This is a genomic window from Pseudomonas capsici, from assembly GCF_017165765.1.
GTDB lineage: Bacteria > Pseudomonadota > Gammaproteobacteria > Pseudomonadales > Pseudomonadaceae > Aquipseudomonas > Aquipseudomonas capsici.
This window is the reverse complement of the sequence record NZ_JAFGZD010000003.1, coordinates 60,956-86,754: the sequence shown is the minus strand read 5'-3', so window position 1 is coordinate 86,754 and position 25,799 is coordinate 60,956. Positions and strand designations below refer to the sequence as shown.

The window sequence follows — 25,799 nt, the reverse complement described above, 5'->3', positions numbered from 1 at the left end:
TATGAGTTTTGTCAGCATCGAAAACCTGCAGAAAAGCTACGCCAGCACCGCGGTGTTCAGTGATATCAACTGCACCATCGAACGCGGCGAGTTCGTCACCCTGCTCGGCCCGTCGGGCTGCGGCAAGTCGACCCTGCTGCGCTGCATCGCCGGCCTGACATCGGTGAACAGTGGCCGCATCCTGCTCGACGGTCAGGACCTGGTGCCGCTCACCCCGCAGAAGCGCAATATCGGCATGGTGTTCCAGAGCTATGCGCTGTTCCCCAACATGACCGTGGAGCAGAACGTCGCGTTCGGCCTGCGCATCCAGAAGATCAACGCAGACGACATCCACAAGCGTGTCGCCGAAGTGCTGAAGCTGGTCGAACTGAGCGATTTCGCCAACCGCTATCCGCATCAGTTGTCCGGCGGGCAATGTCAGCGCGTTGCCCTGGCCCGTTCTCTGGTGACCCGCCCGCGCCTGCTGCTGCTCGATGAACCGCTGTCGGCACTGGACGCACGGATTCGCAAACACCTGCGCGAACAGATCCGCGCCATCCAGCGCGAACTGGGCCTGACCACCATCTTTGTCACTCACGATCAGGAAGAAGCGCTGACCATGTCAGACCGCATTTTCCTGATGAATCAGGGTCGTATCGTCCAGAGCGGCGATGCCGAAACCCTTTACACCTCCCCTGCGGACGTCTTTGCTGCCGGCTTCATCGGTAACTACAACCTGCTTGAACCCGACGATGCCTCTCGCCTGATGCAGCGTCCGATCAACACCCGCGTCGCCATCCGCCCCGAAGCCATCCAGCTCAGCGTAACCGGCGCACTGGAAGGCGAAGTGCTCAGCCACAGCCTGCTGGGCAACGTGATCCGTTACCGGGTCCAGGCCAGGGACGTGGAACTGGTGGTCGACGTACTCAACCGCAGCGCGAAAGATCTCCACCCTGACGGGCAACGTGTGAGCCTGAACATCGAACTTTCGGCTTTATGTGAGGTGGCTTAGGAGCAGCGGCAAGTTGCAAGCTTCAAGCGACAAGCCGTGCTCTTCACTTGCAGCTTGGAGCTTACAGCTTGCAGCTGCGTGCCCACGCCCCCCCCCATTACCGAACAACAACCCAAGGAGGCACGCATGCCTTTAGCAATTTTCGACCTGGACGAGACCCTGATCGGCGGCGACTGTGCCAGTCTGTGGAGCGAGCAGATGGGCCGTCTGGGCTGGGTCGATCCCGAGTCGTTCATGAAACGCAACGACGAACTGATGGCCGCCTACAGTGCAGGAAAACTGGCCATGGAGGATTACATGGCTTTCAGCCTGGACCCCATGGCTGGCCGTACCCCGGAGGAAGTCGATCATCTGGTCGGCCCCTGGGTGGAAGACATCATCGAGCCGATCATCTACAGCGACGCCTGCAAGTGCATCGCGCAGCACAGGGCCAGGGGCGACCGCATTCTGGTGATTTCGGCGTCCGGCGTACATCTGGTCAAACCGATTGCCGAACGCCTGGGTATCGATGAAGTGCTGGCCATCGACCTGGATGTGCAGAATGGCGTCTACAGCGGTGCGACGGTCGGCGTGCTGACCTACCGCGAAGGCAAGATCACCCGTCTGCTGGACTGGCTGGATGCCGAGGGTGAAAACCTCGAGGGTGCCAGTTTCTACTCCGACTCCCGCAATGACCTGCCACTGCTGCTCAAGGTTGACCACCCCAACGTGGTCAACCCCGATGCCGTGTTGCGCGAACATGCCGAGAAAGCGGGTTGGCCGGTGCATAGCTGGAGCTGAATGCGCTCGCGCTGTCTGCATCAAGCCAGAGGGCAGCTTGCTGGCGACTTCACATTGTCGCCAGCAAGCTGCCTCCTACAGCATTAGCAGCGCTATAACAGAGACAGCCAATTCATTCGCGATGGCGCTATTTCAGGCTCTCGTCTATCACCAGCACAATCTTGCCCGATACCTGATTGGTCGCCAGCTCGGCAAAGGCAGCTTCGGCGTCCTTGATCGGGAAGGTCCTGGCCAGTTGCGGCTTGAGACGCCCTTCGGTGAACAGCGGCCAGACGTGCTGGCCCAGATCACTGAGCAGGTCGGCCTTGAATTGATCGTCACGGCTGCGCAAGGTCGACCCGAGAACCTGAATGCGTTTGCCCAGCACCTGTGCCAAGTCCAGTTGGGCTTCGCGTCCGCCCATCAGGCCGATCAGCACCCAGCGGCCATCGAGCCCCAGCAGTTTGACGTTCAGCCCTGAATAATTGGCGCCGACCGGATCGAGAATCACGTCGAAGGGTGCAAAGTCACTCAGGCTTTCCAGACTGTCGCTGCGCACCACGCCACCCTGCGCACCCAGCTCGACGCAATACGCCAGACGCTCGGTCGAACCGACACTGACCCAGACCGGGCTGCCGAAGGCCTTGCAGAGCTGAATACCGGCCGAACCCACGCCACTGGCTCCGGCATGCAGCAAGACCTTTTCACCGGGTTTCAGACCCGCCAGTTGAAACAGGTTCAGCCACGCCGTGGCATAGACTTCCGGAATCGCAGCCGCCTCATGCAACGACAGACCGTCAGGCACGGGCAGCACATGACGCGCATCGACCACTACCTGTTCAGCCATGGCACCGCCCGCCAACAGCGCACAGACGCGGTCGCCGACCTGCCAGGAAGTGCCCGGCCCGACTTCGTCGATCACGCCCGAGCACTCCAGGCCAATGATGGACGTGACGCCCGGCGGTGGCGGATAAAGACCCGCACGCTGCAACAGATCGGCCCGGTTCAGACCAGCGGCAGCCACTTTGATGCGAACCTGCCCCACATCGAGGGCCGGATCTGGCTCTTCGACCCATTCCACATGTCCTTCAACGCCTTGCAATGCCTTCACAGTACCTCCGTCATGAGTCTGGACTGAGCCCGGGGAATCGCCCGGGGCCTTTGCATTATGCGACCGGATCCACGAACGGGCGACCTTTAATCGGCACGGCTGCCCGGCACTGTCATTTCTGACAGTGACAAGCAGATTCATCGGTCAAATACTCTTCTGAAACTGCCGCACCGCAGGACTCCGGAAAGGATTCTGGAGCATTAAGGCCATGAGCAGCGACTCACCGAGATCGCTACGGTGCCCCCTTTTTCAAGGAGTTCATGACTCAGCAAGGAGCCATTCATGAATACGTCCCCATCTCCACCAAGCCAGCAAACCGGGCAACTGACGCCCCTGCAGATTCCGTCAATCGACCTCAACGACAAACTCGGACTGGGTTGGAACGACCTCAAGGACCCGCAAAAGGGCGTGGCGCTGTTCGCCGTCACTCCGGTCGGGACCGTCAAAGGCGATCTCATCGAGTTGTCATGGAACGGCCAGCTCATCCAGACCCTGGTCACCAACCCTGATCGCCCCTCCATCGACTTTTCCGTGCTGCCACAGGACATTCCCGACGAGCCGGAGCTGTCCGAAGTGTTCTACCGGATCACACCCGCCGCAGGCGGTGCATCCGCTGACTCCCCCGTGCGCCAGGTACGAGTCAAACGCAGCGTACCCGGTGGACTCGATAGCGATAACCACACACCCTATATCAATGACAGTCTGGCCCCTGTAGAAAACCTGCCGCCGGATATCGGGATGCCCGTCGATCTGTCGCTGACCGTCGCCGCCTGGGACAACATGCAGGAAGGCGACGTGCTGCGTCTGTACTGGGGAAGCAATGAATTCGTCGTCGAAAACCCGCCGTTGCCTGCGGATCAGGCAGGAAAACCGCAAACCGTGGGAGTACCGAAAGAGTTACAAGTGGCTGCCGGCAACAGTGGCAACCTGACCGTCTATTACGAGATCCGGGACCGGGTGAGTAACTGGTCGGGCTACTCACTCGCCGCATTTACCGCCGTCGATATCTTCGTGACGCCCGCACCGACGGTGAAGGAAGCACCCGAGGGCGAGCTGGACCCCATGCTGGCCGTGGCAGGTGCAACCGTGGTGGTGGCCTATCCCTACATGCGTGACACCGACAGTATCCGCGTGCGCTGGGACGGCCAGGAGGATGTAACCGATCCTGCCTTGCAGCCCGGCAATCCCGCAGCGAGTGTGCAATTCACCGTCACGCCCGAGGCAATTGCATCTGCGATGGGCAAAACACTACAGGTCACTTATGTCGTTACCCGAGGAGCGAACGAACAGGAATCCGCTCCTCTGAGCTTGAAAATACAGGCGATACCCGAGTCGGCACTGCCGACGCCAGAACTCCCGATAACCGGTTGGCACAAGACCCTGACAGTCCAGCGACAGAAAAGGGACGTCAATCTGACCGTACAGCCGTGGCCGTTCATCGCGCCCGGACAGCGCATCTGGCTGCGTTTCGAAGGAACCGCCGAGGATGGCTCGGCCTATAACTGGAATCATCCGCTCTGGCAGAACTTCGCAATCACCACTGCCACGACCCAGAGCACCCAGGTGGCGCTGAGTGAGCTACAGAAACTCAAGGGCTACACAAATCTGCGACTGATCATGGAAATATCGTTCGATGGCGGACTTACCCGGACACCTCTCCCCATCGAGACGATTGGAATCATCGTTTATTACCCGGTCAGCGGCTCCGAAGACTGGCAGACATTCCCGGAAGAGGAGTTGCCAATGAAAGAGGAGGTGCCATGCTCGGACGGCTCGAGCCTCACTGTATTCGAAGCTCCGGCATCCATTGTGGATGTCAGGGAAGCCTATCCCTGGTTCAGCTACCGTACGCTGCAGCTCGCACCGGATTGCAACATCGTGTTTGGCTTCGGAGGCTTTATCGAAACACTGACCCTGTCTCATGTCAGAGCGGACTCGGAAGAGAACTACATCAGCTTCTTCGACATCATGGAAGTAGAGATCGAAAGAGAGACTATCCGCTCGGACGTCAATCTCATTACCTACCAAAAGAGCTTCAACTGGCCCTGCCTGTATTTCCGGATAATTCTGAAAGGCAACACAGACACCGTACTTCTGGACAACCTGAGCTGGACCGCATGGACCCCTTGAGCCAGCACCCGCCCCTGAAGCACTCGGGGGCGGGCTTCCACCGGAATCAGCCGGGACGTCGATGACAGACATCAGCCCCGCTTTCGCAGCCCATGCGCCGGGCTAAAGCTGAATGCTGGCTGAATCAACCCCGCCTGATGTGCTCAGCCCCGGAACATATGCTTCGACGCCTTGCAATGCCTTCACAGTGCCGCCATAGTGAGTCCAGACTGAGCCCGAAGCTGTTTAGCCGGGCTTTTGCATTATGCGGCCGGGTCCGAAGGAACCGGCGACCTCAAAGACGGCCTAATATGCGTTCTCACTTGTCACCACGTCGAATCAGCATGAAGCACTTACTCCCAAGCACCGCCCTCGCACTGTCTATCGGCCTGAGCCTGTTGCCGATGTCAGCCAGCACTTTTGCCGCCAACAGCTGGGATAATCTTCAGCCGGACCGCGACGAAGTGGTTGCCAGTCTCAATGTCGTCGAACTGCTCAAGCGCCACCACTACAGCAAGCCACCGCTGGACGACAAGCGCTCGATCATCATCTATCAGAGCTACCTGAAGCTTCTGGATCCGGCTCGCAGCTATTTCACGGCCAGCGATATCAGTGAGTTCGACAAGTGGCAGACCCAGTTCGACGACTTCCTCAAGAGTGGCGATCTGAACCCCGGCTTCACCATGTACAAACGCTATCTGGACCGCGTCAAGGCGCGCATGGATTTCGTTCTGGCAGAGCTGAACAAAGGCGTCGACAAGATCGACTTCAATACCAAGGAAACCCTGCTGGTAGACCGCAAGGACGCCGCATGGCCCAAGAACGAAGCCGAACTCGACGATCTGTGGCGCAAACGCATCAAGGATGAAGTCCTGCGTCTGAAGATCGCGGGCAAGGATCCGTCGAAGATCCAGGAAACCCTGACCAAGCGTTACAAGAATCAACTGGCACGACTGGGCCAGACCCGCGCTGAGGATATCTTCCAGGCGTACATCAATACCTTCGCCATGTCCTACGATCCGCACACCAACTACCTGTCTCCCGACAGCGCGGAAAACTTCGACATCAACATGAGCCTGTCGCTGGAAGGCATCGGCGCTGTGTTGCAGAGCGACAGCGACAACGTGAAGATCGTGCGTCTGGTACCGGCAGGCCCGGCAGCCAAGACCAAGCAGGTCGCTCCGGCCGACAAGATCGTCGGTGTCGCCCAGGGCGACAAGGAAATGGTTGATGTGATCGGCTGGCGCCTGGACGAAGTGGTCAAGCTGATCCGCGGGCCCAAAGGCTCGGTGGTACGCCTGGAAATCATTCCTGCCAGCAATGCACCGAACGACCAGACCAGCAAGATCGTTTCCATCACCCGCGAAGCGGTCAAACTTGAAGAGCAGGCGGCGAAGAAGTCGATCCTGCACCTGAATCAGGATGGCAAGGACTACAAGCTCGGCGTCATCGAGATTCCAGCCTTCTATCTGGACTTCAAGGCCTACCGTGCCGGTGATCCGCAGTACAAAAGCACCACCCGCGACGTCAAGAAACTGCTGACCGAACTCAAGGCAGAGAATGTCGACGGCGTCGTGCTGGACTTGCGTAACAACGGCGGCGGCTCCCTGCAGGAAGCCACCGAACTGACCAGCCTGTTCATCGAGCAGGGCCCGACCGTTCTGGTGCGCAATGCCGACGGCAAGGTCGATGTCCTCGAAGACGAAGCCAAGGGTGCCTTCTACAAAGGCCCGATGGCGTTGCTGGTCAACCGCCTGTCCGCTTCGGCCTCGGAAATTTTCGCAGGCGCCATGCAGGACTATCACCGCGCACTGGTGATCGGCGGACAGACGTTCGGTAAGGGCACCGTACAAACCATCCAGCCGCTCAACCATGGCGAGCTGAAACTGACACTGGCCAAGTTCTACCGTGTATCGGGTCAGAGCACCCAGCATCAGGGCGTAGTGCCGGACATCACTTACCCGTCGCTGATCGACACCAAGGAAATCGGCGAGAGCGCCCTGCCCGAAGCCATGCCATGGGACAGCATCAAGCCGGCGATCAAGCCTGCCATCGATCCGTTCAAGCCATTCCTGGCGCAGTTGCAGTCTCGCCATGAGGCCCGCACTGCCAAGGACGCCGAGTTCGTCTTCATCGAGGACCGCCTGGCGCTGGCCAAGAAGCTGATGAGCGAAAAAACCGTCAGCCTCAACGAAGCGGATCGTCGCGCCGAACACACTTCGATCGAAAACAAGCAACTGGCTCTGGAAAACACTCGCCGCAAGGCCAAGGGCGAGGAACCGCTCAAAGAGCTGAAGAAAGAGGATGAAGATGCTCTGCCGGTAGAAAACGAGAAGACCAAACCCGAGGATGATGCCTACCTGGCGGAAACCGGGCGCATTCTGATCGACTACCTGGGGCTGAGCGGCTCGGTCGCAAAGAAGTGACCGCTTATCGTTAATGGCGAAGTAATGGCATTTGTCATTAAACAGTCATTGATCTGTAGTGTAATAAGGGGCTGAGCGTAAGCGCGTTCAGCCCCTTTTTATATCCAGAGACCGCCATGACGATGAATGAGCAGTTGAGTGCATTGAGTTCTATTCTGGCTCGTAGCGATTTGCACAGTCTGTTCCAGCCCATCGTATCGCTCTCGGGACGCAGCATTCTGGGCTATGAAGCCCTGACCCGAGGCCCATCCAACAGCAAGCTGCACTCCCCCATCAATCTGTTTTCCGTTGCGCGCAAGGCCGGTCGTCTCAGTGAGCTTGAGCTGACCTGTCGCGACGGCGCCTGCCGTCGTTTCAGCCAGCAGAAGCTGCCGGGCAAGCTGTTTCTCAATGTCTCTCCCGAATCGCTGCTGGAAGCGTCCCATCCACCGGGCCGCACCCTTGAAATGCTGCAACGCTATGGCATCGCTCCGAAAGATGTGGTGATCGAACTGACCGAGCAGATGCCCACCGATGATTTCGATCTGCTGTACAACGCACTGCACCATTACCGCGACATGGGCTTTTCCATCGCACTGGATGATCTGGGTGCCGGTTACTCCGGCCTGAGGCTCTGGTCGGAGCTGCGCCCCGAATACGTCAAGATCGACCGGCACTTCATCGACGGCATCCATCAGGATGCGGTCAAACGCGAGTTTGTCGGTTCCATGCTGCAAATGGCCAAGGCGTCGCGGGCAACCGTGATTGCCGAAGGTATCGAACTGCCGGAAGAACTCGCGGCGCTGACCGAAATGGGCGTCGATCTGGTACAGGGCTATCTCCTGGCCCGCCCGCAGGAACGCCCGGCACGCGATGTACGGGTGATGTTGCCCAAGACCGAAGTAGCCACCATTTCCCTGAACGAAGAAGCTTCGGACCTGAGCGCCCTGCTCAACCCGCAACCTTCGGTCAATCAGGAAACGCCGACCGCCGATGTGCTCGAAGCCTTCCGTAAACAGGCAAACCTCAATTCACTGGCCGTTCTGGACGAGAACTTCCGCCCCTGCGGCATCGTCCACCGCCACTCGTTGTCGGAAGTCCTGCTCAAACCGTTCGGCACCGAGCTGTTTGCCCGCAAGCCCATCAGCCGCCTGATGAGCGATGACTTCCTGGCCGTGGAAGTGAGTCAGTCCCTGCAACAGGTCAGCCGCCTGCTGACCAGCCGGGCACGCCAGCGTATCGAAGAAGATTTCATTATCACCGGCAACGGTATCTACATTGGCCTGGGCCGGGTGATCGATGTCCTGAAACTGATTACCGAGCTGAAAATCCAGCAGGCCCGTTACGCCAACCCGCTGACCCTGCTACCGGGCAATGTGCCAATCCAGCAATGCCTGACGCGCCTGCTGCAGCAAGGGCGCGAATCGATGATCTGCTATGTCGATATCGACAGTTTCAAGCCTTTCAACGATATCTATGGCTACGCACGCGGCGACGAAGTCTTGCTGTGTCTGGCGCAGTGCCTGAACGACCGTATCGACCCGAGCCGTGACTTTGTCGGGCATATTGGCGGCGATGACTTCTTGATGGTGCTGGGCTTCGAGGATTGGGAAAAGCGTCTGCAGTCGCTGTTCGATGACTTCCAGAACCAGTGTCGGCGTTTCTACAGGGCCGAGCACCTGCAAGCCGGTTGCTTCACTGCCCTGAACCGCCAGGGCCAGCGCCAGGAGTTTGCACTGCTGTCGCTGTCGATCGGAGTCGTGCACCTGCGCAAGGAAAGCTGCTCACACATGGACGCCAGTCAGTTGGCCGACCTGGCTTCCCAGGCCAAACATTTCGCCAAGGATGTGACGGGGGCCAGCGTGCATGTGATCGACTCGTCGAGGCTGGATCTGCTGTCCAGCGCCTGATCGATTCGCGACAGATCGGTGCGTGCCTACTCCAGCTCGGGATAGGCAAACTCGAACACTCGCACCACTTCCGAGGCATGCCAGGCGGCAGCGGCTACGCCGTCGGAAGGCCCGGAAAACCTGCCCAGCCGCTCGACACATTCGAAGAAGCCGGTGCGCGGCAAACGGCTCGCGCCCTGGCTGATGACCAGCGAACTGCGCAATGGCTGCTCGGCACGCACATCCAGAGCCGCCAGATGCTCAAGGGCTGCTGTCAGGGTCTGCATCGCCGGGCTGGGCAGTTGCAGCCGCTCCAGCAAGGCCCGGTAGGTCACCAGATGGCGCTGGCGGCGCGCCTCTTCCAGTTCGCTCAACAGACCATCCCAGTGCTGACGGCTGATGCGCACACTCATGACTCGCTTCTCCAGCCTGGCAGGCCCAGCTCCCATGCCAGGCTGCGCTTGATCGCAGCATCGGGTTCACGGGTGCCGTTTTCGATCAGTTCCAGGTAGGACGGGCTGATACCGACTGCACGAGCCAGCTTCGCAGCTTCAAGCCCCTTGGCTTCGCGCAGGGCAGCCAACTGGTCAAAACCCGGGTAATCGACACTGGATACTTCGCTGGACGCCTGGACAGGTTCCGGACGTGTCTTGCCGACAAGGCCTGCAGCTTTCAGAAGCGCCTGATACTGAGCCCACGGCAGAACTGCATATTCCGGCTCTCCATCACGAGAAATCACTTGAAGATCCATATACCCCCCTGTAGGACAAAAACACATTTTGTATAGGCTTGCTCCAGACGCAGGCATAGTAACAGCGGATTGGCACAGTCGGTGTAACAGAGCTGAAACGATCAGTGCTTGCCGCCTTCCCTTTCCAGCAAGGCCTGAGTGTCGGGCAACCGCTCGACCACGACGAGCTTCTCCGGGGGCTGACGCTCGCGCCAGGCGCGAAAGGCGTCCAGCTCGTCGGTCAGGTGTTTCATGATCCAGGCCAGAACGGCAATGTCATCGAACATCCCCAGGCCTGGAATCCAGTCGGGAATCGCGTCCAGCGGGCTGAGAAAGTACATCAGGCCCGCCACGATGGAGAGGATGGCCTTGGGGCTGATGTCACGGTATTCGCCGCGCCAGTAGGCCAGGCAGAGTGCCTGCAACAGACGCAGGTCTTCCTTGATGCGCCCCAGTCGGCTGCCTTCGGTTGCACCTTTGCGCGCCACGGCAAACAGAAGGCCCGGCAGCCGTCCTGCCGCAAGCAGGCGGCGGGCTCCGGGCAGGTAACGAAGGAAATTCCAGGGTGCTTTCATGTTCACTCCCGTTCAATAAGGTGGTGTCAGTAAACAAGCTCCAGGCTGCTGCCCGTTTACAAGGTTATCCACATAAGCTGTGGATAACCTTGTGAACAGCATCCGTTTTCATGCCTGAGCCCCCCGTTCTACGGGGGTCGAGGTTAAATCGGGCATTTTTTACTCACCTGAAAAAGCCCATGAAATCGTTGACTTACAGGTTTAACACGGCTAATCCCGTGCAATCGTGACCAACTGTCAGACAATCTTCATCGCGTCATGATAATGGGACTGTACGGACAACGAAGCGTTCGGGAAATACGCCAGATACAAAAACGCCCTGTCGGGACAGGGCGTTTTGTAGAACAGAGCCGAGATTACTTCTTGGCCTTGGCCGGAGCCGGCTCTTCTTCGGCTTCAGGTGCCGCAGCAGCCTGATCCTTGATGCCCAGCAGTTCCAGATCGAAGACCAGAACCGAGTTGGCAGGGATTGCCGGGCTCGGGCTCTGGGCGCCGTAGGCCAGATCGCTAGGGATGAAGAGTTTGATCTTCTCGCCCACGTGCATCAGTTGCAGGCCTTCGACCCAACCAGGAATTACGCCGCCAACAGGCAGATCGATCGGGCTGCCGCGCTCGACGGAGCTGTCGAATACCTTGCCGTCGGTCAGCTTGCCTTCGTAATGAACAGTTACAACGTCAGTCGGCTTTGGCTGGGCACCGTCGCCTTTCTTGACGATTTCATACTGCAGACCGGAAGCCGTGGTGACGACACCTGGCTTCTTGCCATTTTCTTCGAGGAATTTCTTGCCGGCTGCCGCCGACTCTTCGCTCAGCTTGGCCATACGCTCTTCGGCACGCTTCTGCAGCGCTGCGAAAGCTTCAACCAGCTCTTCGTCTTTCAGTTTCTGATCTTTCTTGCCAACAGCGTCTTCGATACCCAGGGCCACAGCCTTGGAATCCAGATCGTCCATACCTTCCTGAGCAAGGCTTTTGCCCATGTTCAGACCAATACCATACGACGCTTTTTGTGCCGGGGTTTTCAGCTCTACAGTGCTGGCTTGCTTGTCACAACCTGCGAGTACCAGACCGACCAGGGCAATCGCCGCTGCCAACCGATGCTGTTTCATGCTAATTCCTTGTCCATGCGCCAATAGGGCAAACGAGTAAAGCCGCGAGCTTATCAGGCCGCCGCGATCAATGGCTACCGGCATGAGAGAGGCTGAAGCGTGATAAGTTCAGGTAAATAAAGGTTTTCTCTGGCTTACGACGCACTGTTCAGTTGCAGTTCAGCTTCCCGATCCAGACACGGACGGAGCAATAACCCCCACTTTCGGCCAGTTTCGACTGATCTGTATCACCCGCAGACGCCCGGCCCGAGCCACCATTCGCACGAAACCGGACGACTGCAGGGTACCGGCAGCCAATTGCGCCTGTATCGACTCGCTCCCCGAATAGATGCGCGAAACCTGTCTGAGCAACCGATACTCATCGACCGAACGGCTGGGCGTATAGCCTAGCAAGGCACCGTCGGGGGACGAGAAATAGACCTCGGACATCGTGAAACCATAACGAACCGGCACCAATTTCGAACGACGGACAGGTACGTGACGGTACTCGAACATGCGATGCAGGTCGTCCGGCTGAAAGAAATGGCGACCTTCCTGTCGTCCCCCTGCCGGAACGACGGTATCGGGAGAGAAATACATGCCGTCGATGCGATAGCCCTCAGGCAAGGGTGGCCGGTAATACTCATCGGGATGAAAGACCGAACAGGGCGCATACACCATACTGCCATCGCTCATGACCGGCTCGGCTGCCCGATACAGGTTCCGCTGAGGATTCATCAACAGAAAGCCGATGGCCTGTGGATGGGCAAGGGTTCGAATACGAGCATGTACATAGCACGCAGCCTCATCGGCAGTGGAGAACTCTGGACTGAGAAGCAACGGAGCCGGTGGCCAGACCGCATCGCAGATAGCGGTGGCCGGCATTTCAGGATAGGGCCGCCAGTCATTTGCCACCTTGCCGGGCCTGCCCCACAGACGACTGGTCACCACCACCTGCAGATCCCCGGCACTGGCCAGAAGCCGTACCACATCGCTGGGCATGAGCGTCTGTGCCCGCAGCGCCCTGTACATCTCGCTGAGCTCACACTGGTGAGGCCTGTCAGCAGGACCGGACACTCGCGCGAACAGTGCCTTTTCAGCGCTGGAATGAGACAGGGTGTACTTGATCAGGGAACCGTCCGGCCCTGACAGGTAAGTCACGGAGCTGTAGGCATGATCATCGATCACTGCATGGATATCGGCCACGGACAAACTGTTCGGATAGGTATCCTTCTCACTTTCGGGCCAGACATCCAGGCCGGCAGCGAATGATGGATGGGAATGGTAGATCGCATAATCGCTATGTCCTACCGGATAAAAGACATATCCCTCCCGTTCATGGCTTGGAAATACATCATTGGGATCAAACTGAAAGGTCTTGCCGGCCATGGGCTCGGTAGCGACGTATTTGCCATCGTCGCGCACAAGAATGAAGCCGCCATACTCGCGATCACGCCGGCTACCGATGACCTCATGAACATGCCGCGCCGCATCATCGGGATGATCGAAGGGTTCGCTGAGCAAAGGCATGCGGGGATGAGAGGAATAGGCGACCGAACGCCGGGGTCGCCGTAATCTTGGCTGCATATGAAAGCTCCTTGATAGCCTGGGACTGAATGAGTCCGAAGCGTAAGGAGCTTTCAGGGGATAACAGGCATATCCGGATATGACACCGGACGAGAATTACGCCGTCCTGGCCGCGATAGCCTCGACCTCCACCAGCGCCCCCGGCAATGGCAGGGCAACGACTTGCAGCGCCGTGCGTGCCGGCTTGTTGGGCTGTTCGGCCGTGCCGAAGAATTGCGTATAACCGGCCTGCAATCCGGCGAAATCCAGCTTGCCACCGGTTTCCTCGGCACCGACCAGAAACACCCGCAACTGCACGATATCGCCCAGGTCCAGGTCCTGTTGGCGCAGGATATTGCGTATCTTGTTGAACACCGAAACGGTCTGGGTTTCAGTATTGCCGTAGGCGGCGGGCGTGCCCTGCGGGGCTTGTGGATCGGTAACATCCGGCAAGGTGCCGCTGACGAATATCAGGCTGGCCGATGCCGGAACGGTCACCGTCTGCGAGATGGGAAAATCACCGACACTGGTGCGTTTGATCTGGTCGCTCATGGTTGTTGCTCCTTCAATGGATAGTCATGCGCCGATAGCGGCTTTCTGTCGCTGCTGGATAACCCGTTCACCCAATTGCGCCACCACATGGCGTGCGGAGTTGGCTGCCGATTCCTGCCAGATGCCGACCCCGCTTTGCACAAGCCCGTCGCCAGCGAAGTACACCCGGCCATGGGCCTCCTCCAGCAAGGCGCTGGCCTGGGCCGGAAACAGTTCGCGTTGCAGCCACGGCCCCTCGCTGAACGGGATCTGCTCCCAGGACACCGCCAGGGGGTTGCGCAATTGTTGCGAGTAGCCCGGGTGAAGTAACTCCACCGCTTCACGGGAAGTCGAGAACTGGGCGTCGAAGGATTGGCTACCGAAAGTGTCGGCGCCCTCGCCCGTGACATACCCGGCCACCAGCAGCCCCTCGCGGCTATTGAGGTCGTTGCTGGGATACCAGAGCAGTCGCGCCGGATGTTCGATCCAGGAAATCCCGCCATAGGTGCGGTACTCGCTTTCCCAGAAACGCGGCGATTGCCAGGCCACTTTGGTCGCGTGGCCGTTGTGCGTGCTGAGCAACGCAGCCTTGACCGGATCGCTGAAATCCGTGTCGAGCCTGGCCAGCAGCGGCAATGGCAAAGTGGACACCAGATAGTCGGCACGCACCACTTGTTCGCGGCCACTGCGTTTATCGTGATAGGTCACCGCCACGCCCTCATCGAGCTGGCGAATACGGCGCACCTGCGCGCCCAGTTGCACCTGATCGGTCAACCGGCTGTAGAAAGCGTCGGTGATGCGGTCCATACCGCCCACAGGCTGAAACATGGTGGCCGAGAACTCGGGAAACTCGGAATGCAACAGTGCGCCCCACAACTCGGGATGCAGCAGTCGATCCAGCGTTACCGGCGCCAGACTCCCCGGCAAGGCTCCCGGATGGCTGGGGGAATCCTGATGACCGGAACGAATGCTGCCCTCGTAGGCCAGTTCCTGAGACAGGTCGCCATACACCTGCAAAAACGCCAGCAGACGGGTACGCTCTTCAGCGCTCAACACATCATCCAGCGCATTACGCTGCACCGCCTTGGCCAGCAACCCTGAGAGATGCCCACGAGCATCGTTGATTGCCTGCCCCACCGTAAAAGCGGGCCGCTCCAGATCAGGGCGAACCTGCGCGCCATGGCTGGTGTTGACCAGCACTTCCAGCGGCACCCCCAGTTCGCTGCAATAGTCGAGCAAGGTTCGATGCTGACTCGGAATCCGCGCAGGACCGGCATTGAAATACACACCCTGATCGAACTGCGCAGTTTGCGTCCGGCCATCGAGATAATCGACCCTGTCGCCATTGCGCAGGGTCCAGGTGCGGCCACCCACGCGGTCGCGAGCCTCCAGCACTTGTACCTGAAAGCCGGCGCGCTTCAGTTCCAGCGCCGTGACCAGCCCGGCAATCCCGGCACCGAGGACCAGCACACTGGCACCCTGCCCCGTATCGGCTTTCAGTTTCAAGGGCTGTGGCCGCCGATGGGACGAAGGCCCCAACCCCAGTGCAGCCAGTGCGCCTTTGACGGCTTGCTCGCCGCCTACCGCCGCAATGCTCGAAAGTGCTTCACGCCGTGTCAGTCCCATGTTCATGTCCTCCCTGAATGGCTCAATCCGGCAAGCCTGGCGGGTTGATTTCCGATTGATCGATGCGCTCCACATCCAGCCCCCAGCGCTTGAGCACCTGGTCGTATTGCCCACCGGCAATCACACCCTGAAGCGCGGTATGGATCGGTTTGACCAGACCGTTGTCCTTGCGCGTGGTCACTGCGATATCGGCACGCCGTGGCCAGCCACCGTTGACGATGCCCACCAAGCGAATGCCGTTGGTCAAGGCCTGGGAATAGGCCGACAGGGCGTTGGGGCCGAAAGTGGCATCGACGCGCCCGGACTGAACTGCCAGTTGCGCGGCCGCCACATCGTCGTAGTACTGCAGCAAGGCAGGCTTGATCCCGGCCTTCTCGTTTTCTTCGTTCCAGGCCAGCAGGACTTTTTCCTGATTGGTGCCCGAGCCGACGATGATCTTCAACCCGGCAATATCGCTGGCCTGCTTGATGGAAGTGATCTTGCTGTTGGTTTTCACATAGAAACCCAGCACGTCCTGGCGATAGGTGGCGAAGTCGAAGCGCTTCTTGCGCGCTTCGGTGACGGTCACGTTGCTGATGACCGCATCGTATTTGCCCGAGCTGACACCCAGCGGCCAGTCTTCCCAACTGGCCTGCACCACATTGAGTTCCAGGCCAAGGCTGTCGGCCACCAGTTGTGCAGTATCGGCTTCGCTGCCGATGGTGGTCTTGTCATCGGAAGCCAGCAGCGCCAGAGGCGGCCCGGCCGTCCCGGAAACCGCCACCGTGAACTTGCCCGGCTGGGCGAACCTGAAACCCTGAGGAATCTGCGCAATGGCTTCCTCGTTGCGCGGCGCACGAATGCGCTGCTGATCAGGGCTCAGATTGACCTTCTGCACAGTCGGCGGCGCACTGCTTTCGGCAGCTATCACAGGTTGAGCCAAGCCGATGGCCAGGCTCAGCAGCGCCAAGCGAGCGGTATTTGCAAGCATGGGAGTCACTCCTTTAACACTCGAAACGCTCACAGCACCTTGCCCAGAAAGGCGATGGTGCGAGGATGGCGGGGTTGGCGAAATATCTGTTCGGGAGGACCTTGCTCGATCAACCGGCCTTCGCAGAGGAACACCACGTGATCGGCCACTTCTCTGGCAAAGCCGATTTCATGGGTCACGACCACCAGGGTCACGCCCAGTCGGGTCAGGCCCTTGATAACGTCCAGCACCTCACCCACCAGTTCCGGGTCAAGCGCGGAAGTCGGCTCGTCGAACAACAGCACTTTGGGATCGAGCGCCAGGGCACGGGCAATGGCCACCCGCTGTTGCTGCCCCCCGGAAAGCTGCCGTGGATAAGCGTCGGCCTTGTCTTGCAGGCCCACTTTGGCCAAGAGTTCCAGCGCCCTCTCACGCGCCTCGGTCTTGCTCCAGCGCTTGTGGGCCAGGGGGGCTTCGGCGATGTTTTCCCAGGCCGTCAGGTGCGGGAACAGATTGAAGTTCTGGAACACGAAACCCACGTCGATACGACGCTTGAGGATCTCGCTTTCCTTGAGCTCATAGAGCAGGTTGCCCTTGCGGCGATAGCCGACATATTCACCGTCGATGGTGATGTGCCCACTGTCGATTTTCTCCAGGTGATTGATGGTTCTGAGCAGGGTCGACTTGCCAGAGCCGGAAGGCCCGAGAATCACCGTGACCTTGCCCGGTTCGATGGTCAGGTCGATATTGCGCAGCACTTCCTGATTGCCGAAACGCTTGCCCACGTTCTGGATCTGGATCCGCCCTGCACGCACAGCCGCTGCCGACTCAGCCATGGGTCTTCTCCTTGAACCAGTGATGCAAGCGCTGCAATGGCGTCGGCGGCAGGACACGTGCCGTCCCACGGGCAAAATGCCGCTCGATGTAATACTGGGCACACGTCAGCAAAGTGGTGATGATCAGATACCAGACCGTGGCCACGATCAGCAGCGGAATCACCGCCTGAGTGCGGTTGTAGATGACCTGCACGGTGTAGAACAGGTCCGGCAGCGCCAGCACGTAGACAATGGAAGTGCCCTTGACCAGACCGATGATTTCATTGAATCCCGAAGGCAGGATCGAACGCAGGGCCTGAGGCAGGATGATGCGGAAAATCCGTCGCTGTGCCGGCAGGCCCAGTGCAGCCGCGGCTTCATGCTGGCCGTTGTCGACACTGATGATGCCGCCACGGATGATCTCCGCGGTATAGGCCGCCTGCATCAGGCTCAGGCCCAGCACCGCCACGGTGAACTGGCTCAGCACATCGACCGTGGACCACTCGGCCAGCACGATCCCGGTGAACGGCACGCCCAGCACAATGTGATCGTAGAGGTAGGCAAAGTTATAAAGGATGATCAATACCAGCAGCGCCGGCATGGAACGGAAAAACCAGATGTAACCCCAGGCCAGCGACGCCAGCAGCGGCGACCTGGACAGGCGCGCCAGTGCCAGCACCGTACCCAGCAGAATGCTGAACACTGTGCTCAATACCGTGAGCAGCAGAGTCTGCCCCAACCCGCGCAGTACCGACGGCGAGAAGAACCATTTGGCGAACACTTCCCACTCCCAGCGCGGGTTGGTGGCCAGCGAGTGCACGATGCCGAACAGCACCAGAGCAGCGAACACCGACCCGACCCAACGCCAGGGATGGCGAGCCGGGACAACCTGCAAGGCTCCGACAGGAACCGCTGCCTGGGCATCGGATACCTTGTAGTGAATCTCCTCGTCTCGGAGGTCGAACGATTTGGCGACAATGGGCATCTCGGGTTCCTCGCACGCAATCACACGTGATGGTGTTTCATTGATGTCGAACAGCATGGGCGCAGTGACGGTGCGCCCGCTCAAAAGGCATACGTCAGGCGGGTGTAGTAGTAACCACCGGTAAATCCGAAGGGTGAGTAAGTGCCGTAGCTACTGGTCATGGTGTTGCTGGGGATGCCCTGTTTCCTGGGGTAGACGTCGAACAGGTTCTTGGCACCCACGGCGATGTTCAGGTCTTTGGTGAGGCTGTAGCCGACGTCCAGATCGGTGATCCATTTGGCGGCGTAGATGCGATCCAGCGAGCGGTCACCGGAATCATTGACTTCCTTGTAGGAGCCGTAGCGGGTCAGAGCCAAGTTGATATTGAACCTGTCGATGCTCCAGTCGCCGCCCAGGATCAGCTTGGTCTTGGGCTGAATACCGGTCACATCGTTGCGGGCTTCACGATCCATCAGGTCATAGGAAGTGCCGAGAATGGTGGTGGAAGCCTTGTAGCTGAGGATTTCGGTCTGGTTCCAGTTGAACGCCGCAGTCCACTTCACCGAACCGAACGCGCCCAGGCCCTGGCTGTAGTTGCCGACCACATCCACGCCTTTGGTCCGGGTATCGGCACCGTTGATGAAGTACTGGCCGCCTGAGGTCGAGTTGATGCCATTGTCCTGCAGCACCTGAGTGACTTCATTGCCCAGCAGCGTTCCGGTCAGAGTGATACGGTCGCGAATGTTGATCACATAGGCGTCAGTAGTAAGGCTCAGGCGCTCGGTCGGCGTCAGGGTGAAGCCCAGGCTGAAGTTGGTGGAGCGCTCGGGCTTGAGGTCTTCGGCACCCAGGGCCCGGGCCGCATCCGAGGCGACCGGCAGCACACCAAAGTTGATGGACTGGTAGACGCCATTCACCACGCCATAGGTGGTCGATCGGGCGCTGAACAGACTGTTGGCCAGAGACGGCGCACGGAACCCGTTGCTCACCGTCGCCCGTACGGCGAACTCGGGGGTAAAGTCATAACGGGTGGTCAGCTTGCCACTGCGGGTCGCCCCCACGCCCTGGTTGTAATGTTCATAGCGCAGCGCCGTGCCCAGATACCACTGCGGCAACGGGTTGAACCCTACATCGACATAACTGGCGACGCTGTTACGGGTGGCACTGCTGGCTTCGTCGGGAGAAATACCGTTGGTGACCTGCGCACCGGAAGAGGCGCAGTTACCCGGTGCGACGCAATATCCACCATTGGCATAGGAAGCCCAGTCACCTTCCTGGACCTCATACCCATCGCGGCGATGCTCGAAGCCGTAAGACAGATCCAGAGGCTTTTGCAGGCCGATATCGAAGCCGCGCTTGAAATCCAGGTTGGTCGTCAGTTCAGTGGCAATCCAGGTGCCGGAAGTGAAGTGGTTGGGCGTGGCTTCGCCCAGTGAAGGGTTCTGGTTACGCTCGGTGCCCTGCTCGGCTTCGTTGCGCCCATAAGTGGAAGACAGGTCCCAGTCCCACTCGCCAACCTGCCCCTTGGCACCGAACGCCGCCTGGAAATCCTCTTCGTCGATGTACCAGATCGGTACATAACCGGCGGGGTATCCATTGGGGCCGGTCGTGATGGTGTTGGTGATGGTCGGCAGACGGAAGTTCTGGCCCTGCTCGGCCTTGCGCCGCGAGTAGGTGGTGAACGAGTAAAGGCTGAAGTCGTCGTTGAGCGGCAATTCCGCGTTATAACCCAGGGTCAGCAGGTTGATCTTCGGTGTGCCATAGCCGCCATACGTGGACTTGCCTGCCCGATCCAGTGCCTGCTCGTAGGTATAGCCGTTGGCGCTGGCCTTGTTGTCATCGTTCTGGCTGCGGGCATCGAGCGCCAATTGCACGATGCCGCCATCGCCGATCTCGAAACCCTTGTTCAGGCTCTGCTGAACTGTCTGCTTCTTGCCGTCATAGCCAATACCCGCGTTGGTCACGGAAGTGCCGCTGGTATCGGCCTTGAGGATGATATTGATCACCCCGGCAATCGCGTCGGAACCGTATTGAGCGGCAGCCCCGTCGCGCAGCACTTCGACATGATCGATGGCGCTGATGGGAATGAAATCCAGATCGGCAGGAGCCGCGCCGGTATTGATACCGTTGATGTTGAGGGTGGCACTGGTGTGGCGGCGCTTGCCATTGACCAGCACCAGGACTTCGGCGGCACTCAGGCCACGCAGGTTCGGCGCACGGGCCATGCCGCTGGCGTCCCAGCCGGTCTTTTCCGGCAGGGTCAGAGATGGAATCACCGCACTCAGGGCTTCCATCAGGCCGGGCTTGCCGGTGCTTTGCAATTGCCTGGCACTGACCACATCGATCGGCACCGGACTGCTGGTGACCGTGCGCTGCTCGGCCCCCCGGTTACCGGTCACCACCACTGTAGAAAGGGTGTCGCTGGCCTGTGCCGGAAGCGTTCCGGCCATCAGCACACCGCCTACGGCCAGAGCCAGTGCATTCAAAGCCATGGTGCGCCTTGGCCCATGAACATCCCGTAAGACTCTCTGCACATCCACTCCAAAGGGCCGTCATTGCAGCCCGTTCATCCACATCGCACGGTCGGGCATTCGCGCCGTCCTCAGGACAGCGAGTCATGCTTCTTTTATGGGTGATACCGACATTCGATCCCGGCAACAGCCGGAACCCGGCGGAAGACGCTACGTGTGCGCAGGCGGACAGGAAGACGGCTGGAATACGCAGATACGCCTGTCAGCGACAGGACGAGAGGAACCCGGAATACGGGATTGAAGTGGCAACATACATCGAACTCCCTTCCAACGATCCTGCAACGGGGGTCAGTGGTGGATCACCCCGGCATGCCTTGCAAACTCAGGCTCCTGGCCTGTTTGCGCGATGGCATGCGCGCAGAACCTTGATCACGATTGGTACCATCCGAGGTGAGGGGTAGGCTGTCGAAACCAAACATAACGGAATCAATGGCACAGAAAAACTTCTATTTCGCTATAAGCTAATATGAAAAATATTGATTTATATTTAGACACTTAATCCAAAAAATGAATATAAGCAGAAAGACGTGAGGGAGGACGATGGTTTTCGGGACAGCAGAAAGCAAAAAAGCGACCCTAAGGTCGCTTTTCTGTTTGCTTCAAGGAGCTCAAGGGCCTTGAAGCTTAATATGGCGCAGCGGACGGGACTCGAACCCGCGACCCCCGGCGTGACAGGCCGGTATTCTAACCGACTGAACTACCGCTGCGCGTAACACTAAGAGAGATTGGTGGGTGATGACGGGATCGAACCGCCGACCCTCTGCTTGTAAGGCAGATGCTCTCCCGGCTGAGCTAATCACCCTTCACTCTCGGTGTGGCGCGCATTCTACGGAGCGACCCATACTCTGGCAAGCACTTTTTCAAATAATTTTTATAATCCTTCCAAAGGCTTAGCGCAGGGTTGGCCCGGACGGCCGAGCAGCGAATAATGCCCTCCTTTGTATGGAAGGAGAGATTCACCTCATGTGGTTCAAAAACCTGCTTATCTATCGCCTGACCCAGGATGTGCCTTTTGACGCCGAGGCGCTGGAAACTGCACTGGCGACCAAGCCGGCCCGCGCCTGTGCCAGCCAGGAGTTGACCACTTACGGTTTCGTCGCGCCGTTCGGCAAGGGCGAGGACGCGCCACTGGTTCACGTCAGCCAGGACTTCCTGCTGATTGCTGCGCGCAAGGAAGAGCGCATTCTGCCCGGCAGCGTGGTGCGTGATGCATTGAAGGAAAAGGTCGACGAGATCGAAGCCGAACAGATGCGCAAGGTCTACAAGAAGGAGCGTGACCAGCTCAAGGATGAAATCATCCAGGCCTTCCTGCCCCGCGCCTTTATCCGTCGCTCGGCTACCTTTGCCGCCATCGCGCCGAAACAGGGCCTGATTCTGGTCAACGCTTCCAGCCCGAAACGTGCCGAAGACCTGCTGTCGACCCTGCGTGAAGTCATCGGCTCGCTGCCGGTACGTCCGCTGACCGTCAAGACCGCGCCAAGCGCAATCATGACCGACTGGGTCAAGACCCAGAAAGCCGCCGACAACTTCTTCGTCCTGGACGAGTGCGAACTGCGCGACACCCACGAAGACGGCGGGATAGTGCGTTGCAAGCGTCAGGACCTGACCAGCGATGAAATCCAGCTGCACCTGAACACCGGCAAGGTTGTCACCCAGCTTTCGCTGGCCTGGCAGGACAAGCTGTCGTTCGTGCTGGACGACAAGCTGGTGGTCAAGCGCCTGAAGTTCGAGGACCTGCTGCAGGATCAGGCAGAACAGGACGGCGGCGACGAAGCCCTGGGCCAGCTGGACGCCAGCTTCACCCTGATGATGCTGACCTTCGGCGAGTTCCTGCCCGAGCTGTTCGAGGCACTGGGCGGCGAAGAAATCCCGCAAGGGATCTGATTCGTCGGGCTGGACTGCAACAGGACCGCGCCGCCTATATGGGCGGCGCCTCTTTTATGGATACAGGAAAAAGGAACGAACCATGCGGGCACTGGTAGCCTTGAGTCGTTTTGTAGGGAATACGTTTGCGTACTGGGTGCTGTTGTTCGCCATTCTGGCGTTCCTGTTCCCTCAGGTGTTCATTGGCCTCAAAGGCTGGATCGTCCCGCTGCTGGGGCTGGTCATGTTCGGCATGGGCCTGACCCTCAAACTTGAAGATTTCTCGGAAGTGGCGCGCAACCCATGGCGCGTGGCGCTGGGTGTGGTCGCGCATTTCGTGATCATGCCGGGCGTCGCCTGGTTGCTGTGCCAGATCTTTCATCTGCCACCGGAAATCGCCGTGGGCGTGATTCTGGTCGGTTGCTGCCCGAGCGGCACCTCGTCCAATGTCATGGCCTGGCTGGCCAAGGGCGATCTGGCGCTGGCCGTGGCTATCGCAGCCGTCACCACCCTGCTCGCCCCGCTGCTGACGCCGGCCCTGATCTGGTTCCTGGCCTCGGCCTGGCTGCCGGTATCTTTCCTGGATATGTTCTGGTCGATCCTGCAACTGGTGATGCTGCCGATTTTCCTCGGCGTAGTCGCCCAGCGTCTGCTCGGTGCCCGGGTCAGCCATGCGGTCGACGTGCTGCCGCTGGTTTCGGTGGTCAGCATCGTACTGATCGTCTGTGCCGTGGTCGCCGCCAGCCAGGCTAAGATCGCCGAATCCGGCCTGCTGATCATGGCCGTGGTGATTCTGCACAACACTTTCGGTTTCCTGCTGGGCTACTTTACCGGCAAGGTGTTCAAACTGCCGCTTCCACAACGCAAATCCCTGGCCCTGGAAGTCGGCATGCAGAACTCGGGGCTGGGCGCAGCACTGGCCAGTGCTCACTTCTCGCCGCTGGCGGCGGTGCCCAGCGCACTGTTCAGCGTCTGGCACAATATCTCGGGTGCCCTGCTCTCTACGTACTTCCGCAAGATGCCGGAAGAAAACGCTCAACAGCCCAATGACAGACCTGTCGCCAATTAAGACCAGGCATTCATCAATACCCGGACTGTTTGCATAACAGTCCGGGCAACTAAAACCTTTATAAAAACAGAGCGTTTCCTTGACCCGGATCAAGGCAGCCCGAAAAGTTTTTGTCAGACAAACTATCCAGAACAAAACAAGACATAAAAAAACAACATCCCGCCTAAATCCTCAGTAACATGCGCCGACACATGTACCACAAACTATAACAACCCCACTCTGTCACGCATCAGGATTTCATACATCAAGGGAGTTTCACGGAAAATGCTCAAGAATGCACCGCTAAGGATAAAACTCTTATTGATTCTGCTGCTTCCCTTATTGGGTTTCCTGATATTGGCCGGCGTATTTGTTTCAAATAATTACAAAACTTTGAACGATATGAACAAGACAGTAACGGCCAGTGCCACGGCCCAGAAACTGAGCCGTCTTATTACGACCCTGCAACGCGAGCGTGGTGCCAGCGGTGTATTCCTGGGCAGTCGTGGCACAACCATGGGCGACCGGCTTATCCAATTGCGCAAGGAGTCGAATCTCACGATAGAGGCCGTACGCGAGTTATCCGCATCAGGAACCTCCGAACTCGACCCTGTACTTCGCGCACTAGACAGCGTGGCGCAAACTCGCACTAACGTCGACAAGCAGGCTATCAACAGCACCGAGTCGGGAACACGTTATACCCAAGTCATTCAAACACTTATTGGTTATACCCACTCTCTGGAAGCCAGCGTCAATAATGCGACTATTGTTCACGCCCTCAGTGCGCTGAATCAATTCATCGAAATGAAAGAACGGGCCGGGCGCGAGCGAGTATTACTGGGTCTGGTGTTCAATCAGGATCGTTTCGACGAGAAACTGTTGTCGAGTTTCAGCCGCAATCTGGGTGAGTTTGTCGCGTACTCGGATGCATTCAACCGAAAGGCACCGGCGGCTTCGCTGAAAGAATTCAACGACAAGATGCAGACTCCGGCAGCGGTGGAAGTCGGCAAGTTGCAGCAATTGGCATTCAATGTGCCGATGGGCCAGCCTCTGGGCATCAAGCCACAGGCCTGGTTTGAAACCGCCACGACTCGTATCGACATGATGAGTGAAGTCGAAGAGGACCTGGGGCAGAGTGTCAGCAAGCTCGCCATGCATGAGCGCAATATCGCCAGCCGCGCCCTGTGGCTGACCATCGGTGCCGCCATCGCCGCCCTGCTTACGGTATCGGCGCTGTCGTACCTGATCATTCGCAACATCAACCTGGCAGTCAATGATGTGAACAAGGTGCTGGACGACCTCGCCGGGCGTGATCTCACTGCAAGAGCAACCTACGAGAGCAAGGACGAATTCGGCCAGATCTCGCGCAACCTCAACCGCATGGCGCAAGAGATCAGGGACATCGTTCAGGAAATCGGCAATGCCACCGCACAGGTGGCGACCGCAGCCGAGGAGTGTTCCACCGTTACGTCCGAAACCAGCCGCAGCATCGAGCAACAACGCCAGAGCACCGAATTGGTCGCCACGGCGATCAACGAGATGAGCACAACCGTCAGGGAAGTGGCACTGAGCACCAGCGATGCGGCGCAGATGTCGCAACAGGTCAATACCAGTACCGGCCAGGGCCGTGGCGAAATCGAAAGCACCATCGAACTGATTCGCCAGCTGTCGGGACAGGCCGAGCAGACGGCCTCGATCATCGGCGACCTGAAACACGAGAGCGATGCGATTTCCTCGGTGCTCGATGTCATTCGCGGCATTGCCGAACAGACCAACCTGCTGGCCTTGAACGCCGCCATCGAAGCCGCACGCGCCGGCGACCATGGCCGTGGTTTTGCGGTAGTGGCCTCCGAGGTGCGCACGCTGGCACAGAAAACCCAGGAGTCCACCGGCAGCATCCAGCAGATGATCAGCAATCTGCAGAGCGGTTCGGACCGGGCAACCACATCAATGCAGGAAACCCTGAGCAAGGCGCAGTCCGGAGCCGTCAGGGTCGAGCGTGCAGGCGAACTGCTGACGGAAATCTCCGAAGGCGTGACCGGCATCAGCGACCGCAATATTCAGATTGCTTCCGCAGCGGAAGAGCAGAGCGCGGTATCCGAAGACATCAACCGCAACGTCAACGAGATCAATGATCTGGTCATTCAGGTCAGTGCCGGTGCCGAACAGACGGCCATCACCAGTCAGGAACTGGCACGGCTGGCCGAGCACCAGCAGCGTCTGGTCAGCCGCTTCAAGGTAGCCTGACCCCG

Annotated in this window: 20 protein-coding genes and 2 tRNA genes; 8 read left to right on the top strand and 14 right to left on the bottom strand. The window is 58.9% G+C overall.

The features are described from left to right. Position 1 precedes the first annotated feature (1 nt). Positions 2-991, top strand: a complete 990-nt coding sequence (locus tag JSY17_RS05005) for an ABC transporter ATP-binding protein (RefSeq protein WP_117182932.1) — start codon at positions 2-4, stop codon at positions 989-991. A gap of 126 nt (positions 992-1,117) precedes the next feature. Next, entirely contained in the window at positions 1,118-1,771 is a 654-nt protein-coding gene (locus JSY17_RS05000; RefSeq protein ID WP_206402097.1) for an HAD family hydrolase, read from the top strand. Between the two features lie 127 nt (positions 1,772-1,898). On the opposite strand, the gene JSY17_RS04995 is transcribed toward JSY17_RS05000, so the two are convergent. Further along, a complete protein-coding gene (locus tag JSY17_RS04995) occupies positions 1,899-2,861 on the bottom strand; it encodes an NAD(P)H-quinone oxidoreductase (protein ID WP_117185228.1) in 963 nt (320 codons plus the stop codon). A 282-nt stretch (positions 2,862-3,143) separates the two neighbouring features. Here JSY17_RS04995 and JSY17_RS04990 point away from each other — a divergent pair, with 282 nt between their 5' ends. From JSY17_RS04990 to JSY17_RS04980, 3 genes are all read left to right on the top strand, one after another. Further along, on the top strand, positions 3,144-4,991 hold the full coding sequence (locus JSY17_RS04990) for a hypothetical protein (protein WP_206402096.1): 1,848 nt from the start codon (positions 3,144-3,146) through the stop codon (positions 4,989-4,991). A 323-nt stretch (positions 4,992-5,314) separates the two neighbouring features. After that, on the top strand, positions 5,315-7,396 hold the full coding sequence (locus tag JSY17_RS04985) for a carboxy terminal-processing peptidase (protein WP_183133915.1): 2,082 nt from the start codon (positions 5,315-5,317) through the stop codon (positions 7,394-7,396). Positions 7,397-7,512: 116 nt separating this feature from the next. Continuing rightward, positions 7,513-9,285 (top strand): bifunctional diguanylate cyclase/phosphodiesterase, encoded by a 1,773-nt coding sequence (locus JSY17_RS04980; protein ID WP_122370361.1) that lies wholly within the window; start codon positions 7,513-7,515, stop codon positions 9,283-9,285. Between the two features lie 26 nt (positions 9,286-9,311). On the opposite strand, the gene JSY17_RS04975 is transcribed toward JSY17_RS04980, so the two are convergent. The 13 genes from JSY17_RS04975 to JSY17_RS04915 form a co-directional block, all read right to left on the bottom strand. Then, positions 9,312-9,677, bottom strand: a complete 366-nt coding sequence (locus JSY17_RS04975) for a hypothetical protein (protein WP_122370359.1) — start codon at positions 9,675-9,677, stop codon at positions 9,312-9,314. Continuing rightward, positions 9,674-10,015, bottom strand: coding sequence for a helix-turn-helix domain-containing protein (locus tag JSY17_RS04970; RefSeq protein WP_117182938.1), 342 nt, complete (start codon positions 10,013-10,015; stop codon positions 9,674-9,676). The genes JSY17_RS04975 and JSY17_RS04970 overlap by 4 nt, the downstream gene beginning before the upstream one ends. Positions 10,016-10,116: 101 nt before the next feature. Then, entirely contained in the window at positions 10,117-10,569 is a 453-nt protein-coding gene (locus JSY17_RS04965; protein ID WP_117164142.1) for a YkvA family protein, read from the bottom strand. A 356-nt stretch (positions 10,570-10,925) separates the two neighbouring features. Continuing rightward, on the bottom strand, positions 10,926-11,675 hold the full coding sequence (locus tag JSY17_RS04960) for an FKBP-type peptidyl-prolyl cis-trans isomerase (RefSeq protein ID WP_117164141.1): 750 nt from the start codon (positions 11,673-11,675) through the stop codon (positions 10,926-10,928). A 159-nt stretch (positions 11,676-11,834) separates the two neighbouring features. Beyond that, the gene (locus JSY17_RS04955) at positions 11,835-13,241 is read right to left on the bottom strand and encodes a DUF4329 domain-containing protein (RefSeq protein ID WP_206402095.1); all 1,407 of its coding nucleotides are present in this window, start codon (positions 13,239-13,241) and stop codon (positions 11,835-11,837) included. 96 nt (positions 13,242-13,337) lie between these two features. Then, a complete protein-coding gene (locus JSY17_RS04950) occupies positions 13,338-13,772 on the bottom strand; it encodes a RidA family protein (protein ID WP_206402094.1) in 435 nt (144 codons plus the stop codon). 24 nt (positions 13,773-13,796) lie between these two features. Further along, positions 13,797-15,377, bottom strand: coding sequence for a flavin monoamine oxidase family protein (locus tag JSY17_RS04945; RefSeq protein WP_206402093.1), 1,581 nt, complete (start codon positions 15,375-15,377; stop codon positions 13,797-13,799). Between the two features lie 22 nt (positions 15,378-15,399). Continuing rightward, positions 15,400-16,347 (bottom strand): ABC transporter substrate-binding protein, encoded by a 948-nt coding sequence (locus JSY17_RS04940; protein WP_117182941.1) that lies wholly within the window; start codon positions 16,345-16,347, stop codon positions 15,400-15,402. Positions 16,348-16,376: 29 nt separating this feature from the next. Further along, positions 16,377-17,162, bottom strand: coding sequence for an amino acid ABC transporter ATP-binding protein (locus JSY17_RS04935; RefSeq protein ID WP_117164137.1), 786 nt, complete (start codon positions 17,160-17,162; stop codon positions 16,377-16,379). Continuing rightward, complete coding sequence (locus tag JSY17_RS04930; RefSeq protein WP_122370376.1) at positions 17,155-18,126, bottom strand: amino acid ABC transporter permease; 972 nt, start codon at positions 18,124-18,126, stop codon at positions 17,155-17,157. Before JSY17_RS04930 ends, JSY17_RS04935 begins: the two co-directional genes overlap by 8 nt. 80 nt (positions 18,127-18,206) lie before the next feature. Continuing rightward, positions 18,207-20,597 carry a TonB-dependent receptor plug domain-containing protein gene (locus tag JSY17_RS04925; protein ID WP_206402092.1) on the bottom strand — a complete coding sequence of 797 codons (2,391 nt, stop codon included), beginning with the start codon at positions 20,595-20,597 and terminating at the stop codon, positions 18,207-18,209. Between the two features lie 669 nt (positions 20,598-21,266). Continuing rightward, positions 21,267-21,343, bottom strand: a tRNA-Asp gene (locus JSY17_RS04920). Positions 21,344-21,362: 19 nt separating this feature from the next. Continuing rightward, a tRNA-Val gene (locus tag JSY17_RS04915) sits at positions 21,363-21,438 on the bottom strand. A gap of 161 nt (positions 21,439-21,599) precedes the next feature. On the opposite strand from JSY17_RS04915, the gene rdgC reads away from it, so the two are divergent. From rdgC to JSY17_RS04900, 3 genes are all read left to right on the top strand, one after another. Continuing rightward, positions 21,600-22,520, top strand: coding sequence for a recombination-associated protein RdgC (gene rdgC, locus JSY17_RS04910; protein WP_117164134.1), 921 nt, complete (start codon positions 21,600-21,602; stop codon positions 22,518-22,520). An 82-nt stretch (positions 22,521-22,602) separates the two neighbouring features. Continuing rightward, on the top strand, positions 22,603-23,568 hold the full coding sequence (locus JSY17_RS04905; protein WP_200997892.1) for a bile acid:sodium symporter family protein: 966 nt from the start codon (positions 22,603-22,605) through the stop codon (positions 23,566-23,568). 264 nt (positions 23,569-23,832) lie between these two features. Beyond that, positions 23,833-25,794, top strand: coding sequence for a methyl-accepting chemotaxis protein (locus JSY17_RS04900; RefSeq protein WP_206402091.1), 1,962 nt, complete (start codon positions 23,833-23,835; stop codon positions 25,792-25,794). Positions 25,795-25,799: the final 5 nt, after the last annotated feature.